At 74.2% G+C, this 15,701-nt stretch carries 16 protein-coding genes; 7 read left to right on the top strand and 9 right to left on the bottom strand.

What is annotated here, in order from left to right; genetic code table 11:
* Positions 1-32 precede the first annotated feature (32 nt).
* The 4 genes from ACX27O_RS09310 to ACX27O_RS09295 form a co-directional block, all read right to left on the bottom strand.
* Positions 33-599, bottom strand: coding sequence for a dienelactone hydrolase family protein (locus tag ACX27O_RS09310; protein WP_400446177.1), 567 nt, complete (start codon positions 597-599; stop codon positions 33-35).
* A gap of 55 nt (positions 600-654) precedes the next feature.
* Positions 655-1,761 (bottom strand): nucleotide disphospho-sugar-binding domain-containing protein, encoded by a 1,107-nt coding sequence (locus tag ACX27O_RS09305; protein WP_458939265.1) that lies wholly within the window; start codon positions 1,759-1,761, stop codon positions 655-657.
* A 10-nt stretch (positions 1,762-1,771) separates the two neighbouring features.
* The gene (paaK, locus tag ACX27O_RS09300) at positions 1,772-3,094 is read right to left on the bottom strand and encodes a phenylacetate--CoA ligase PaaK (protein ID WP_458939264.1); all 1,323 of its coding nucleotides are present in this window, start codon (positions 3,092-3,094) and stop codon (positions 1,772-1,774) included.
* A gap of 75 nt (positions 3,095-3,169) precedes the next feature.
* Positions 3,170-3,619, bottom strand: a complete 450-nt coding sequence (locus ACX27O_RS09295) for a MarR family winged helix-turn-helix transcriptional regulator (RefSeq protein WP_030327558.1) — start codon at positions 3,617-3,619, stop codon at positions 3,170-3,172.
* A gap of 135 nt (positions 3,620-3,754) precedes the next feature.
* Here ACX27O_RS09295 and ACX27O_RS09290 point away from each other — a divergent pair, with 135 nt between their 5' ends.
* The 7 genes from ACX27O_RS09290 to ACX27O_RS09260 all read left to right on the top strand — a co-directional run bounded on the left by ACX27O_RS09290 (position 3,755) and on the right by ACX27O_RS09260 (position 10,248).
* Entirely contained in the window at positions 3,755-4,975 is a 1,221-nt protein-coding gene (locus ACX27O_RS09290; RefSeq protein ID WP_247680837.1) for an MFS transporter, read from the top strand.
* Positions 4,976-5,118: 143 nt separating this feature from the next.
* Positions 5,119-5,877, top strand: coding sequence for a class I SAM-dependent methyltransferase (locus ACX27O_RS09285; protein ID WP_210866104.1), 759 nt, complete (start codon positions 5,119-5,121; stop codon positions 5,875-5,877).
* A gap of 79 nt (positions 5,878-5,956) precedes the next feature.
* On the top strand, positions 5,957-6,430 hold the full coding sequence (locus tag ACX27O_RS09280) for a fluoride efflux transporter FluC (RefSeq protein ID WP_210866103.1): 474 nt from the start codon (positions 5,957-5,959) through the stop codon (positions 6,428-6,430).
* Positions 6,427-6,789, top strand: coding sequence for a fluoride efflux transporter CrcB (gene crcB, locus ACX27O_RS09275; RefSeq protein WP_210866102.1), 363 nt, complete (start codon positions 6,427-6,429; stop codon positions 6,787-6,789). The genes ACX27O_RS09280 and crcB overlap by 4 nt, the downstream gene beginning before the upstream one ends.
* A gap of 104 nt (positions 6,790-6,893) precedes the next feature.
* Entirely contained in the window at positions 6,894-7,418 is a 525-nt protein-coding gene (locus tag ACX27O_RS09270) for a PadR family transcriptional regulator (protein ID WP_210866101.1), read from the top strand.
* Positions 7,415-8,095 carry an ABC transporter ATP-binding protein gene (locus tag ACX27O_RS09265; RefSeq protein WP_030327550.1) on the top strand — a complete coding sequence of 227 codons (681 nt, stop codon included), beginning with the start codon at positions 7,415-7,417 and terminating at the stop codon, positions 8,093-8,095. Before ACX27O_RS09270 ends, ACX27O_RS09265 begins: the two co-directional genes overlap by 4 nt.
* On the top strand, positions 8,092-10,248 hold the full coding sequence (locus tag ACX27O_RS09260; RefSeq protein ID WP_357635012.1) for an FtsX-like permease family protein: 2,157 nt from the start codon (positions 8,092-8,094) through the stop codon (positions 10,246-10,248). Before ACX27O_RS09265 ends, ACX27O_RS09260 begins: the two co-directional genes overlap by 4 nt.
* Positions 10,249-10,251: 3 nt before the next feature.
* Here ACX27O_RS09260 and cobA read toward each other — a convergent pair whose 3' ends face one another.
* From cobA to cbiE, 5 genes are read right to left on the bottom strand one after another with little or no spacing between them, the layout of a single operon-like run.
* Positions 10,252-11,934: a uroporphyrinogen-III C-methyltransferase gene (gene cobA, locus ACX27O_RS09255; protein WP_458939263.1), complete on the bottom strand. Its 1,683-nt coding sequence runs from the start codon at positions 11,932-11,934 to the stop codon at positions 10,252-10,254.
* The gene (locus ACX27O_RS09250) at positions 11,931-12,527 is read right to left on the bottom strand and encodes a precorrin-8X methylmutase (RefSeq protein WP_458939262.1); all 597 of its coding nucleotides are present in this window, start codon (positions 12,525-12,527) and stop codon (positions 11,931-11,933) included. The genes cobA and ACX27O_RS09250 overlap by 4 nt, the downstream gene beginning before the upstream one ends.
* A complete protein-coding gene (locus ACX27O_RS09245; RefSeq protein WP_036410455.1) occupies positions 12,524-12,715 on the bottom strand; it encodes a DUF362 domain-containing protein in 192 nt (63 codons plus the stop codon). Before ACX27O_RS09245 ends, ACX27O_RS09250 begins: the two co-directional genes overlap by 4 nt.
* The gene (gene cobJ, locus ACX27O_RS09240) at positions 12,703-14,430 is read right to left on the bottom strand and encodes a precorrin-3B C(17)-methyltransferase (RefSeq protein ID WP_458939261.1); all 1,728 of its coding nucleotides are present in this window, start codon (positions 14,428-14,430) and stop codon (positions 12,703-12,705) included. Before cobJ ends, ACX27O_RS09245 begins: the two co-directional genes overlap by 13 nt.
* A complete protein-coding gene (cbiE, locus tag ACX27O_RS09235) occupies positions 14,427-15,695 on the bottom strand; it encodes a precorrin-6y C5,15-methyltransferase (decarboxylating) subunit CbiE (protein ID WP_458939464.1) in 1,269 nt (422 codons plus the stop codon). The genes cobJ and cbiE overlap by 4 nt, the downstream gene beginning before the upstream one ends.
* Positions 15,696-15,701 lie beyond the last annotated feature (6 nt).

The following is a 15,701-nucleotide window of genomic DNA, read 5'->3' as shown; positions in this document are numbered from 1 at the left end:
GGGCGACGAGGTCACGCCCCCGGGCCTGGTGATCAGCAAGCGGCCAGGAAGGCCAGCACGCGCGGCCAGGCCGCCGCGCTGGCGTCCGGGGAATACTCAGCCACCTCCGGATCGGTGAACAGGTGGCCCACCCCGGGATAGCGGAACACCGTCAGGTCGGCGCCGGCGCCGGTCATGGCCCGCTGCCACTCGTCGACCTCGTCCGGGACGTCGTACGGGTCGGGGTCGGCGAGGTGCAGCTGCACCGGCAACCCGGGTCGGACCGCGTCCGGGGCCCCACCGGTGCCGTGCAGCAGGAGCAGACCGGCGGCGTCGGGGCGCTCGGCCAGCAGCGCCCCGGCCACCCCGGCGCCCATCGAGAAGCCGGCGAGCACGGTCTGCGGTGGCAGGTCACGCAGCGCGGCCCGGGCCCGGTCCAGCACCACCTCCTGGCCGATCTTGTCGAGCAGCGCGAAGCCCTCCTCGACGGTGTCGGCGGCCGGGACGCCGTACAGGTCGGGGGTGCTGACCTGGTGCCCGGCGGCGCGCAACCGGTCGGCGGCGGCGCGCACGGCGGACCGTAGCCCGTACACGGAGTGGAACAGCACGACGTGTCGCATCCGGTCATCCTGCCGCAGCCGGGCGACAGTCCGGGGTGGCCACGCCCAGCGGGCGTCAGACCAGTGCCGTCAGCCGCGCGACCAGGTCGGTCGGTGGCGGCATCCCGGCGATCTCGCGGCTGACCTGCGCGGCGGCGGTACGCAGGCGCTCGTCGGTGAGCAGCTGGGTCAGGGCCCGCGCGGTGATGTCGCGGGGACGCAGCGCCAGACCGGCGCCCCGGCGGGCCACCAGCTCGGCGTTGTGCCGCCGGTCCCCGGGACCCGTGGTGGCCAGTTGGGGCAGGCCGGCGGCGAGGGCACCGAGGACGCTGCCCGCCCCACCGTGGTGCACCAGCGCCGTGCTCGCCGGCAACGCCTCGTCGAGGGGGATCCAGTCGACCACCCGGACGTTGCCGGGCACCGAGCGGGCCGACCGTTCGTCGGGACGGACCAGCACGATCTCCGCGTCCACCTCGGCGGCGGCGGCCACCACGGCGGGCATCGGCCCCCGGTCGCCGGGGCCGGTCAGGGTGCTGCGGGTGACCAGGATCCGCTGGCGGTCACCCGGCTCGCGCAGCCAGTCCGGCAGCTCGCCACCGCCCACGTAGGACGAGTAGCGCATCGGCCAGCCGCCCTGCGTGGCAACGCTGGGCGGGGCCACGGCCAGGGCGGCGGCCGGCGCGGGCAGCTCGGTGAGGCCGTGGCGGCGCAGCGCACCGCCGAGTCGGGCGACGGTGGCGCGGACCAGATCCCGGCCATCGAAGAGGGCGTTCTCCTGGCGTACGGCCGGCACGTCGAGGCGCGCGGCGGCGACCGCACCGGCGACCGCGAACGGCTCGTACACCACCAGATGCGGCCGCCAGTCGGTGGCCAGCGCGACCACCGGGTCGGTGAGCTGGTCGTTGAGCGCGCCGAACAGCAGGCCGGCGCCCCGGGTGCCGGCGGTGCCGGCCAGCTCCGCGCGGGCGATCAGCGGATGGCGGGGGAAGACCCGCAGCGCGATCCGCCCGAAGTCGAAGCCCGGCGCGATGTCGTGCACCGACAGACCGGCCTCGGCGGCGGCCAGGCCCCCACCGCCGGTGGCCACCAGCACGTCGTGGCCGGCGTCGCGCAGCGCGACCGCGAGCGGCACCAGTGGGAAGACGTGCCCGACGAGCGGGGCGGAGACCACCAGCACACGCATGCGCGGGATCCTATGTCGGGTTCGACGTCGAGGTGGGCCGCTGGTCGACGATGCGGCGCATCTTGCCCATCGACCGTTCCACAGTGTCCGGGGCGAGCACCTCGACCGCCACGCTCACGCCGATGGTGTTCTTCACCAGCTGCACCAGCGTGCCGCCGGCCCGGTCGGCGGCATCCACGGCGACGCCGGCGCGCCGCTCCACCCGCACCGTGAGGGTGTCCAGCCGGCCGTGCCGGTCGAGGACGCACTGGAAGTGCGGCGACAACTGCGGAATCCGCAGGATCAGCTCCTCGATCTGGGTGGGGAAGATGTTCACCCCGCGCAGGATCATCATGTCGTCGGTCCGGCCGGTGATCTTCTCGATCCGGCGCATCGGCCGGGCGGTGCCGGGCAGCAGCCGGGTCAGGTCGCGGGTGCGGTAGCGCACGACCGGCATCGCCTCCTTGCTCAGCGAGGTCAACACCAGCTCACCGCGCTCGCCGTCGGGCAGCACGGCCCCGGTGACCGGGTCGATGATCTCCGGGTAGAAGTGGTCCTCCCAGAGGTGCAGCCCGTCCTTGGTCTCGACGCACTCGGTCGCCACACCGGGACCCATCACCTCGGAGAGCCCGTAGATGTCGACGGCGTGGATGTCCAGCTGCTGCTCGATCTCCCGGCGCATGTCCTCGGTCCACGGCTCGGCCCCGAAGATGCCCACCCGCAGCGAGGTGGACCGCGGGTCGATGCCCTGGCGGCGCATCTCGTCCACGATGGCCAGCAGGTAGCTGGGCGTGACCATGATGACCTCGGGTTCGAAGTCGCGGATCAGCATGACCTGACGCTCGGTCATGCCACCGGAGACCGGGATGACGGTGCAGCCCAACTCTTCAGCCCCGTAGTGCGCGCCCAGACCGCCGGTGAAGAGCCCGTAGCCGTACGCGACGTGCACCCGGTCACCCGGACGGCCGCCGGAGGCGCGGATCGAGCGGGCCATCAGGCGCGCCCAGGTGCGCAGGTCGTCGCGGGTGTAGCCGACCACCGTCGGGCGGCCGGTGGTGCCGGAGGAGGCGTGCAGGCGGGCGACCCGCTCCCGGGGTACGGCGAACATGCCGAACGGGTAGTTCTCCCGCAGCTCGGCCTTGCCGGTGAACGGGAAGCGGGCCAGGTCGTCGAGATCCCGGCAGTCGTCGGGGTGCACCCCGACCGCGTCGAACGCCCGCCGGTAGTGCGGCACGTTGTCGTACGCGTGCCGCAGCGACCAGCGCAGTCGGTCGCGTTGCAGGGCGCGCAGCTCGTCGATGCCGGCGCGCTCGATCGGCTCCAGCTCCTCCGGACGAGGGGTGCGGTCCTGCATCGGCTGCCTCCTTGGCGCGGTCCCGGTGGGGCTGCGGGTACCGTACGCCCGCCGTCGCGCCGGCCGGCGGGGCGGTCAGCGGGCGGCGGGCAGCCGGTGCAGGGCGTCGACCAGTGGTGCCAGCTCGGGGGTGGCCTCCGCCTGGGCGAGCGCCTCGGTGAGCACCCGGTCGTGGGTCGGTCGGGTCTGGGCGAGCAGCTCGGAGCCGGCCGGGGTCAGCTCGGTGTAGATGCCGCGCCGGTCGTCGGCGCAGAGGATCCGGGTGAGCAGCCCCCGCTGTTCGAGGCGGGTGACCAGCCGGGTGGTGGCGCTGCCGGAGAGCGCGGCGGCGCGGGCGAGCTGGCTCATCCGCATGTGCCAGCCGTCCTGGCGGGACAGCGCGTCGAGCACTGTGTATTCGACGACGGAGAGGTCGTGGCCGGCCTGTAGGGCGCGTTCCAGGGACGTCTCGATCAGCCCGTGCAGGGCGGCGAGGGTGCGCCAACCCTGGGCGCGGATCTCGACCGCGTCGTCCGCGATGCCCATGGCTGCCTCCTCGGTGTGATCTGAACGGATGCCAGGCTACCACGCTTGCGCCGATATAAAGCGCGTGCAAGTATCTCGTTGCTGGCGCGTGTAGTTGCACACGCCTCACATCTGCCCCCTCTCGACGGGAAGACCATGTCCGTACGCCACACGTCCCTGCCGCCCGGCCTGATCGCGCTGGCCATCGGCGCCTTCGGCATCGGGCTCACCGAGTTCGTCATCATGGGGCTGTTGCCCGAGGTGGCCGCCGACTTCGCGGTCACCGAACCGGTGGCCGGCTGGTTGATCTCCGGCTACGCGCTCAGCGTGGCCGTCGGCGGGGTCGCCCTCACCGCGGCGGTCACCCGACTGCCGCGCAAACCGGTCCTGCTCGGCCTGATGGTGCTCTTCATCATCGGCAACCTGCTCTCCGCGATCGCCGGCGACTACGCCGTGATGATGGCCGGCCGGATCGTCGCCGCGCTCTGCCACGGCGCGTTCTTCGGCATCGGCGCGGTGGTCGCCGCCGGCCTGGTCGCACCCGCGCGCCGGGCGGGTGCCATCGCCATGATGTTCGCCGGCCTGACCATCGCCAACGTGCTCGGCGTGCCCTTCGGCACCTTCCTCGGGCAGCACTTCGGCTGGCGGTCGACGTTCTGGGCGATCACCGCCATCGGCGTGGTCGCCCTGGTCGGGCTGGCAGCGCTCATCCCGGCGGGCGACACCGCCGACGCCGACCGGCCGGCCGGCGGGCTGCGCGGCGAGTTGCGCGCCTTCACCCACGCCCAGGTCTGGCTCTCCCTGGTGATCACCGTCCTGGGTTTCGGTGGGATGTTCGGCGCGTTCACCTACATCGCCTACACGCTCACCGAGGTCAGCGGCTTCGCCTCCAGCACGGTGCCGTGGCTGCTGGTGCTCTTCGGAGCCGGGCTCTTCGCGGGCAACCTGCTCGGCGGCCGGGCGGCGGACCGGTCCCTGTCGCGCACCCTGGTCACCGTCCTGGCGGTGCTCACCGTGGTGCTCGTCGGCTTCGCGCTGACCGCCACCAACCCGGTGCTGACCATCGTCGCGCTGGTGCTGATGGGCGGGTTCGGCTTCGCCACCGTGCCGCCGCTGCAAATGCGGATCATGCGGTACGCCCAGCAGGCGCCAACCCTGGCCTCCGGGGCGAACATCGCCGCGTTCAACCTCGGCAACGCGCTGGGCGCCTGGATCGGCGGTGTGACCATCGCCGCCGGGCTCGGCTACACCTCGCCGATCTGGGCCGGTGCCGCGCTCACTCTGGCCGGCTTGGGCGTCCTGCTCGGAGCGCTGCGGTTGGCCCGTCGCGACGAGTCGGCCCGGGCCGACGAGGGCCTGGTGGACGCCGCGTTCTGACGGCGCGGGACGAGGACGCCGGGCCGGACGGAAGCGCCGGGCCCGGCGCCGCTCTGATCATCGCCTCGCCATCTTCTCGCAGTTGCAAAAGATGTGCAACAAGGTCTGGACAACGCACTCGTGGCGTAATTAGCCTGATCGCTATGACTCCTTACATCGAGGATCCCTGGGCCTGGCAGGAAAGCTGGGACCGCCAGCAGGAGGCCTACCTCCCGGACCGGGAACACCGGTTCGCCGCGATGCTCGACACCGTCGACGCGGTCATCGACGGCCGGGCACCGCGCGTGCTCGACCTGGCCGGCGGCACCGGCACCATCTCGCTGCGGACCCTCGCCCGCTTCCCCACCGCGCAGACGACGCTCGTCGACCTCGACCCGGCGCTGCTCGCCATCGCCAGCGCCTCGCTGGCCGACCGGGCCACCATCATCACGGCCGACCTCGGCACCCCCGAATGGCACTCCGCGCTCCCCCACCGCGAGTACGACGCCGTCCTCACCGCCACCGCCCTGCACTGGCTGCCGGCCGACCGGATCGGGCAGCTCTACGCCGAGGTGCGCGACGTGCTGCGCCCGGGCGGCGTCTTCGTCAACGCCGACCACATGCCGGACGACACCCTGCCGGAGCTGACCAAGCGGCTGATGGACCGGGCCCGTGACCGGCGCAACGCCCGGTACGCCGCCGGCTCGATGCTGTCCTGGTCGGACTGGTGGGAGCGGGCCGGCGCCGATCCGGCGCTCGCCCCGCTGGTCGCCCGGCGTCACGCGATCTACCCGACCGGGCACAGCCCCGAGTGGAACCCACCGGTCTCCTGGCACCTCGCCGCGCTCACCGCCGCCGGTTTCCGCGAGGTCGGCACGCTCTGGCGCGGCGGCCCGGACGCCGCGGTGGCGGCAGTGCGCTGACACCACCCTCCGCCGGCAGCGCGGCAAGCCCGACGGCAGGGCGCTGACGCCGCTGACGCCGGCACTACGCTGAGGAGCCGTGCCAGAGCCGTTCGAGCCGCGTACCGACCCCGACGTCGATCTGCGCGTCCCCGCCGACCGCCGCGAGCTGACCGCGCGCCCCGCGACGATTCTCGCGGTGATCGCGGCCGGCGGGGTGCTCGGCGCGCTGGCCCGGGCCGGCCTGCAACACGCCGTTCCCCACCCGCCGACCGGATTCCCGTGGGCCACCTTCACCATCAACACGTCCGGTTGCCTGCTGATCGGCGTGCTGATGGCGGTGCTCGGGCACCTCGACGGTGGGCATCCGCTGGCTCGCCCGTTCCTCGGGGTCGGGGTGCTCGGCGGCTTCACCACCTTCTCCACCTACGCGGTCGACGTCCAGCAGGCGATCGTCGCGGGCGCACCGGGCATCGCGCTGGCGTATCTCGCCGCGACGGTGCTCGGGGCGCTCGTCGCGGTCGGGCTGGGCGATGCGGTCACCGCCGGGCTGCTGCGCCGGGCGGCCCGATGACCGTCCTGCTCATCGCCCTGGGCGCGGCCATCGGCGCGCCGCTGCGCTACCTCGCCGACCGGGCCGTGCAGTCCCGACACGCCTCGGTGTTCCCCTGGGGCACATTGCTGGTCAACGTGGCAGGGTCGCTGCTGCTCGGCGCCTTGGCCGGATGGCCGGCTGGCCCGGCGGTCAGCGCGTTGCTCAGCACCGGCTTCTGCGGCGCGCTGACCACCTACTCCACCTTCAGCTACGAGACACTGCGGCTGACCAGGGGCGGGCACCGGCTGCTCGCCCTGGCCAACGTGCTGGGCAGCGTGGCCGCCGGACTCGCCGCGGCCACCGCCGGTTACACCCTGGCCCGCGCCCTGGCCGGCTGACCCCGCCAGCTCGATCGCCTCGCCATCAACGCCTCGACCAGGCGTCGACCCACAACACACCGAGGGTATATACGCGAGGTATACCCTCGGTGTAGTCTTCCGGCATGAGCGTGCCACTGACTCTTCTCGGCCTCCTCGAACGGGAGCCCAGCCACGGTTACGACCTGAAGCGCGACTACGACGCCTTCTTCGGCCGAGGCAAGCCGTTGCCGTTCGGCCAGGTCTACTCCACCCTCAGCCGACTGGCCCGCGACGGCAAGGTGGTGATCAGCGACGTCGCCCCCGGCTCCGGCCCGGACCGCAAGCGCTACGTCATCACCGACGTCGGGGCGACCGAGGTCGAGCAGTGGCTGACCCAGCCGGTCGACCCGGAACCACACCTGCAGACGGTGCTCTTCGCCAAGGTCGTGCTCGCGCTGATGCTCGACCGGCCGGCCGCCGAATACCTCGACACCCAGCGCAGCGCGCACCTGCGGCGGATGCGGGAGCTGACCGAGATCAAGCGCGCCGGCAGCCTGGTCGACGCGCTGCTCGCCGACCACGGCCTCTATCACCTGGAGGCGGACCTCCGGTGGATCGAGATGACCGGCGCCCGACTGGACGCCCTGCGGAAGGAGGTGCGGCGGTGAGCGTCGTGATCGAAGCGCGTGACGTCGAATTCTCCTTCGGTCAGACCCCCGCCCTGCGCGGCGCCAGCCTCGCCGTGGACGCGGGCGAGATCGTCGCCGTCATGGGCCCCAGCGGCTCGGGCAAGTCCACCCTGCTGCACTGCCTGGCCGGCATCCTGGTGCCCGACTCCGGCGAGATCCTCTTCGACGGGGCCAAGGTCCACGCCATGGCCGAGACCGAGCGCAGCAGCCTGCGCCGGGACCGGTTCGGGTTCGTGTTCCAGTTCGGCCAGCTCGTCCCCGAGCTGACGGCGGCCGAGAACGTCGCCCTTCCGATGCTGCTCAGCGGCGTACGCCGGACCGAGGCGCTGCGCAGGGCGTACACCTGGTTCGAGCGCCTCGGCCTCGACGGCATGCAACAGCGCCGATCGGGTGAGTTGTCCGGTGGGCAGGCGCAGCGCGTAGCCCTGGCCCGGGGCCTGGTCGCCGAGCCGCAGGTGCTCTTCGCCGACGAGCCGACCGGCGCGCTCGACTCGCTCACCGGTGAGCAGGTGATGGACCTGCTGGTCGGCGCCGCCCGCGAGCAGGGCACCACTGTCATCCTGGTCACCCACGAGGCGAGGATCGCCGCGTACGCCGACCGCGAGGTCATGGTCCGCGACGGGCGCGTGAACGCGCCGGACCGGATCGCCTCATGATCCGCTTCGGGCTCCGCCTCGCCGTGGCCGGCGGCCGTGAGGCGCTCACCCGCCTGATCGTCATCGCCGCCGCCGTCGCGGTCGGCAGCGGTCTGCTGCTGACCACACTCGCCGGGGTCAACGCCGTCGACGCCCAGCTCACCCGGTACGCCTCGGTGTATCCCAGCGCCTCGACCGGCGGCGACGCCGACCCGCTGTGGTGGTCGACCCGAAACGACTACTTCCACGGCGAGCAGATCATCCGGATCGACGTGGCCGCCACCGGCTCGAACGCGCCCACCCCGGCCGGCGTCCCGACCACTCCCGGTCCCGGCGAGTTCTACGCCTCGCCCGCGCTGCGGGAACTGCTGGCCGCGCACCCGGCCGACCAGTTGAGCGACCGTTACCCGGGCCGTGACGTCGGCACCGTCGCCCCCGCCGGGCTGACCTCACCGAACACCCTGCTCGCCATCGTCGGCGGCACCCCGGACAGCGTCGGCAAGCTGCCCGACGCCAGGCAGGTCAGCGACGTCGGTGACAAACCAGCGCTTCCCGAGACCGCGGTGAACCTCATCCTGGGCGTGATCGCCGGCGGGCTGCTGTTCCCGGTACTGATCTTCATCGGCACCGCCACCCGGCTCAGCGCCGCCCGCCGGGAGCAGCGTTTCGCCGCGATGCGCCTGGTCGGCGCGACGCCCCGGCAGATCTCGACGGTCGCCGCGGTGGAGGCGGCCGCCGCCGCCGTCGCCGGCACCGCCGTCGGCTTCGGCCTGTTCTACGCCTTCCGCGACCCGCTCGCGGGCATCCCGTTCACCGGCATGCCGTTCTTCCCCAGTGACATGTCACTGGGCGTGCTGGACGTCCTGCTGGTGGCGCTCGGCGTCCCGGCCGGCGCGGCGCTGGCCGCCCAGGTCTCGCTGCGTCGGGTACGGATCTCGCCGCTGGGCGTCACCCGCCGGGTCACCCCCCGTGCGCCGCGCGCGTACCGACTGATCCCGATGGTGCTCGGCGTCGCCGTGCTGTTCTTCGCCATCAGCTTCCGGCCCGCCACGTCCGACGGCCAGGCGGCGGTCTTCCTACCCGGGCTGCTGCTCATCATGCTCGGCCTGATCTTCGCCGGCCCCTGGCTGACGATGGTCGGTGCCCGGGTGATGGCGCGGTACGCCAGCCGCCCCGCCACCCTCATCGCCGCGCGGCGTCTCGCCGACAACCCGAAGGCAGGCTTCCGGGCGATCAGCGGCATCATGCTCGCGCTCTTCGTGACGAGCGTGGCCGTCGGCGTGATCACCACGATCATCGACAACCGCGGTCCGGCCCCGATCGGCTCGACCGACGCGGGCACGGTGACCACCGTCTTCGACGAGAAGGTGCCGTCGGTGCCCGACCCGCTCTTCGCCGAGCTGCGGGCGATCAGCGGCGTACGGTCCGCGACCGCCGTCCGGGAAGACCCGGACATCACGAACGGCGGCGAGGGCGGGTTGATCGCGTGCACCGACCTCCCGAGCGCGTACGGCCGGTGCGCCGACGGCGCGAGCGTCATCGAGGTGCCGATCGGTCTCAGCCGCTGGCGGGAGTCCGCCTCGCCCGCGACGGTCTGGCCCGCCGCGTCGTTCACCCTCGACGAGCTTCAGCGGCTACCGGTCGGGTCGATGGTCGTCGGCACCGACGGTTCCGCCGCCGCCGTCGAGCGCGTCCGCACCGTGCTGGAGGTCGCCTTCCCGAGCTTCTGGGTGGGGCCGAACGTGCCAGGCGACTTCGAGTCGGACTTCGCCGACACGCTGCGCGGCTGGGAACAACTGGCCAACGTCATCATCATCGCCAGCCTCGCGCTCGGCGGGTGCAGCCTCGCGGTCAGCGTTATCGGCGGCCTCACCGAACGCCGACGCCCGTTCAGCCTGCTGCGGCTCAGCGGAGCGCCGGTACGGGTGCTGCGTCGGGTGGTCGCGTTGGAGAGCGCCGTACCGATGCTCGCCGTCGCCGCGGTCGCCATCGGCATGGGTCTGCTCGCCGCCCACCTGTTCCTGCGGGCGCAGATGGGTTACACGCTCGTCGCGCCGCAGCCGGGCTTCTACGTGATCGTCGTCGTCGGGTTGGCGGCCTGCCTCGCCGTCATCGCCTCCACCCTGCCGCTGCTGGAACGGATCACCGGTCCGGAGACCGCCCGCAGCGAGTGACCGTCAGACCGTGGGCCCGGTGGTCGACAGCGCGACCACCGGGCCGACGACGAAGACGGCGGGCGGACGGATGCCCTCCCGGGCGGCCGACGCACCGATCTCGTCCAGCCGGGCGGACACCGACCGCTGCTCGGGCAGCCCGGCGTCCTGCACCGCGAGCACCGGCGTCTGCGGGGCGCGACCGTGCTCGATCAGCGCCGACGCGATCTTGGCGATGGTGTCGACTGCCATCAGCAACACGACGGTGCCCCGGGTACGGGCCAGCGCCGCCCAGTCGACCAGCGAGTCGGGGTGCCCGGGCGGCAGGTGTCCGGACACGACGGTGACGTCGTGCGCCACGCCCCGGTGGGTGACCGGCACGCCAGCCAGGGCCGGTGCGGCGAGCGCGCTGCTCACTCCGGGGACCACCGTCACCGGCACACCGGCGGCCGTGCAGGCCTGCACCTCCTCGTGGCCGCGCCCGAAGACGTACGGGTCACCACCCTTGAGCCGGACCACCCGGCGGCCAGCCCGGGCGTGCGACACCAGGGCCTCGTTGATCGCCTCCTGGGCCATCGACGGGCCGCGCGGCACCTTGGCGGCGTCGACCACCAGCACGTCGGGGCGCAGCCCGGCGAGCAGTCCCTGCGGGGCCAACCGGTCGACCACCACCACGTCCGCGGCGTCGAGCAGGGCTTGTCCGCGTACCGTGATCAGGTCGTCGGGTCCGGGCCCGCCGCCGACCACCGCCACCGACCCGTGGTCGTGGTGGTGGTCGTACCCATGGTGGTCGTGACCGTGGTGATGGTGGTGGCCGACCGGGTCGTCGGGGTGGTCGTGCGGGCGTTGCGGGCGGCCAACCTTGTCGGCGAAGCCGGGCATCAGCACCCGGTACGCGCAGGTGTCGCAGTTCATCCGGATGTCGCCGCCCAGCGCCTCGGCGTAGCGTTCCCGCACCAGGTCGGCGAGCGCGTCGCAGTCGCCGATCACGTCGGCGACCCGCACGTCCAGGTCGGGGTGGGCGGCGGCGAACTCCGCCGACTGGGCGACGATCCGGTCCGGTAGCACCCCGGCGAACAGGAAGTACGGCGCGACGACGATCCGCCGCGCGCCGAGACGGCGCAGCCGCTCCAGCACGGCCGGCACCGACGGCTGGGCGAGGGAGATGAACCCGGGCTCCACGCCCGCGTAGCCGCGCCCCTCCCAGAGCAGCCGGGCGACCTTGGCGACCTCGGCGTTGGCGTCCGGGTCGGTCGACCCCCGCCCGATCAACGCGACCCACGTGCCGGCCCGGTCGGCACCGGCCTCCGTGCCGGCCCGATCGGCACCGGCCGAGGAGACAGCCGTCAGTGCCGCGTCGATGCGCTGTTCGAGGGCGTCGTGCAGCAGCGGGTGGGGGCCGAGCGGACGGCCGTAGCGGTAGCTGAGCCCCGGGTGACGCTGCTGTTCCCGGGCCATCGCGGCGGGGATGTCGCCCTTGCCGTGGCCGGCGCCGGTGAGCACCAGCGGCAGCGCCACGAGCGCCCGGTGCCCGCGCGCGACCAGCGCGCCGACCGCGTCGGTCAGCGGTGGGCGGGACAGCTCGATGAAGCCGCCCTCGACGTCGCCGAGGTCACCGCGACGACGGACCCGCTCGACGAGAGCGGCGAACTGGTCGACCCCGGCCGCGCTGCGCGTACCGTGCCCGACGATGACCAATCCGGTCATGACTTCTCCTCGACGTAGAGCAGGGCGTTGAGGGCGGCGGCGGCGACCGCCGAGCCGCCCTTCTCGCCCACGTTGGACACGGCGGGCAGGCCGCTGGCCCGCAGCGCCGCCTTCGATTCGGCGGCGCCCACGAAGCCGACCGGCAGGCCGACGACCAGCGCCGGTTCGGCGTGCAGTGTGAGCAGTTCGACGAGCGCGGTGGGCGCGCAGCCGACCACCCAGACCGCGCCGGGCCCGACCCGGTCCAGGGCGATCCGCACGGCCGCCGCCGATCGGGTGATGCCGGCCGAGCGGCCCAGGTCGGCCGCGGCCGGCTCGGCGACCGGGCAGACCAGTTCCAGGCCGGTGCGGGTGATGCCGGCGGCGACCATCGCCACGTCCGTCACCACGGGTACGCCCGCGCGCAGCGCGGCCAGCCCGGACCGCAGGGCGGTCTCGTCGCAGACGAGGTCGTCGACGTAGGCGAGGTCGGCGCTGGCGTGCACCACCCGTTCGGTCACCGCGCGGCTCAGCGGCGGCAGGTGCGACAGGTCGACGCGCTCACGCAGGATGCGGTACGACTCGACCTCGATGGGGTGCACCACCCGGCTCATCGGGCTCCTTCCGACGGCTCGACGACGCGGATCGCGTCGACGGGGCAGATCTCCAGGCACTCCAGGCAGCCGGTGCACCGGTCGGCGCGGACGGTGAGGCCACCGGCGATTGGTGTGATGGCGTGCGTGGGGCAGGTGCGCAGGCAGGCGCCGCAGCCCTGGCAGGCGTCGATGCTCACGAGCGCCACCGGTACCCCCGGGGGGTGACCATCCGGCCGGCGACCAGCCGTGTGTCGCTGTTGCCGACGACCACCACGCTGTACATGTCGACGATCGCCGGGTCGAGCGTGGCCACCGTGGCGAGGTGGACCTGTTCGCCGGGGCGGCTGGCGTTGCGCACCACCCCCACCGGGGTGTCCGGTGGCCGGTGCCCGGCGAGGATGCCGAGCGCCTTGCCGAGCTGCCAGTCGCGGGCCCGGCTGCGCGGGTTGTAGAAGATGGTCACGAAGTCACCCTCGGCGGCGGCGGTCACCCGTCGTTCGATGACGTCCCACGGGGTGTGCAGGTCGGACAGGCTCAGGTAGGCGTGGTCGTGCCCGAGCGGCGCGCCGAGCAGCGTCCCGGCCGCGAGGGCGGCGGTGACGCCGGGCACGCCCACCACGTCGATGCGCTCGTCGGCGTACTCCAGGGCGGGGCTGGCCATCGCGTACACCCCGGCGTCGCCGGAGCCGATCAGCGCGACCGCCCGGCCGGCGGCGGCCTCGGCGACGGCGGCGCGGGCCCGCGCCTCCTCCGCGCCCAGCCCGCTGGCGAGCACCCGGGTGCCGGGGCGCAGCACGTCGCGGACCTGGTCGAGATACTGGTCGAGGCCGACCACCACGGCGGCGCGACGCAGTTCGGTGACCGCGCGGGGGGTGCGCAGGTCGGCGGCGCCGGGCCCGAGGCCGACGACGGCGAGCCGGCCGCGTGGCGCGTGCCGGGCCACCGCCACGGTGGCCATCGCCGTCGCGGTCTTGCTCACCAGCAGCGTCGCGTCGCCGGCCCGGCCATCCGAGCCGAGCAGGGCCGCGGCCTCCGCCACGCTCGGCGTGCCGACCGCGGCCCGGACCACCTCGCTGGGGTGCGGCACGTCGACCGCCGCGAGGCGCGTCGCCGGCCAGGTCACCAGGGGTACGCCGAGCGTGTCGGCGGTGCTGCGGATGCCCGCCTCGTCGGCCTTGATGTCGGCGCTGGCCAGGCAGCGCAGGCTCGCCGGGTCGAGGCCGGCCTCGGCCAGCACCCGGTGCAGCAGCTCCGCCACCTCGGCGGCCGGTACGCCCCGACTCGCGCCCACCCCGGCGACCAGCGACGGCGGCCGCAGCACGGCGGTCCGCCCGTCGGTCGGCACCACCCGGTCGGTGACCAGCAGCCGGTACCCGTCGTCCGGTGTGTCCTCATCGCTGGCGCGCACGTTCGGGGGCAGGGCGGGCAGCGGCCAGTCGGCGTCGGCGACCAGTCGGACCGGTTCACGGTCCAGGATGGCCCGGGACACCGCGGCCACCGCGCCGTGGACCGGCCAGCCGAGGGTGTCCAGCCCGGGCAACCCGACCGCGTCGGTGGCGGTGGTGATCACCGCTCGGGCGTCCAGCAGGGCGGCGACCTGCTCGGCGAGGGCGTTGCCGCCACCGGCGTGCCCGCCCAGCAGTGCCACCGCGTGTCGCGCCGCCTCGTCGACGACCACCACCGCCGGGTCGGTGCGCTTGTCGTCGAGCAGCGGCGCGACGATCCGTACGACCGCCCCGGTGGCCAGGAACGCGACGACCCCGTCACAACCGGCCCAGGCGGCGCGCAGCGCCTCGGCCACGGTGTCCCGCTCGACCAGCCGGGCGTGCGGCCACGCGGCGGCCAGGGTGTCGGCGTGCCGGCGGCCGGCGGCGGTGGCCGCCACCAGGCCGATCCGGGCGGGCGGGTTCTGGTCGGTCACTGGCGCTCCCCGGTGAGGACGACCACCGGGTTGGTGGCCGCGAGACGGATCGACCCGCCGGGCAGGTCGGCGAGGCGGGCGGCGGAGAGCTGGCTGCCCTCGACCGCGTAGCCGGCGGCGCGCAGCAGACCGACTGCCGGCGCGACGCGGTCCAACGCGGCCAGGGTGAGCACGATTCGTGCGGGTCGGCGGGCCAGCACGGCGGTCAGGACGTCGACGCCGCCGCCACCGACGAAGACCGCATCCGGTTCGGGTAGCCCGTCCAGCGCCGCCGGGGCGCGCCCCACGACGATCCGGACGTCGACGGCGTGCATGGCCGCGTTGTCCCGGATCGTCGCGGCGGACGTCGGATCCTGCTCGACGGCGAGCACTGCCGCGCCGAGCAGCGCGCACTCGATGCCGACCGAGCCGCTGCCCGCGCCGACGTCCCAGACGAGGCGGCCCAGTCGGGGGCGCAGCCGGGCGACGACGAGGGCCCGCACCTCCGACTTGGTGATCATGGAGTCGCGGTGGGCGTACCGGCTTTCCGGCAGCGCCCACCCGCCGGCCGGCGCGGCGGCTGGCTGGTTGTCGGAGCGCATCCCAGCGGACGCGACCCGATCCGGGTCGGCGAGGCTGAGTAGGACGTGCGGGTCGGCCCAGGTCTCGGCGGTGGCCTGCTCGGGGGTCACCGCGCGGATCCGTTCGGCGGCGGTGCCCAGGTGCTCGGCGACCAGCAGGCGACGGGACCAGCCGATCAGGCCGGCACCCAGCTCGGTCGCCCCGGCGCCGGGCGCGGTGAGCACCGCGACCAGTGGCAGCGCCCGGCAGGCGTTCACTGCGGTTCGGGGGTCACGCCCGTGCGCGGTGACCACTGCCGCGCCGTCCCAGGGCAGCCCGGCGCGGGCGAACGCGGCGGCCACACTGGACACCGCTGGTACCACCCGCAGCGGCAGGCCGGCCGCGCGCAGCCGCCGGACGATGCCGAACAGGCCGGGGTCGCCGCTGGCCAGCACCACGGCCGGCACCCCGGCGTCGACGGCCACGGCGAGGCGGCGCAGGGCGGGGGCGAGCGGCCCGAGGGTGGCGGTGTCCGCGTCGGCCGGTACGGGCACGGCAGCCAGGTGCCGGGCGGCCCCGACCACCAGCCCGGCAGCGGCCAGCACCGGCGCGAGAGCGGGGTGCGGCGGTGCGCCGGCCGCGTCCAGGCCGACCACGGTCACCGGGGCCACCGGGCCCACCTGGGTCGTCGGGATCACCGGCTTCGCCCGGGTCGTCGGTGGCATCGGTTC

The sequence above is a fragment of the Micromonospora sp. SD19 genome (assembly GCF_054462275.1).
The sequence above is the reverse complement of the archived record's forward strand: the minus strand, read 5'-3'. Positions and strand labels throughout refer to the sequence as shown.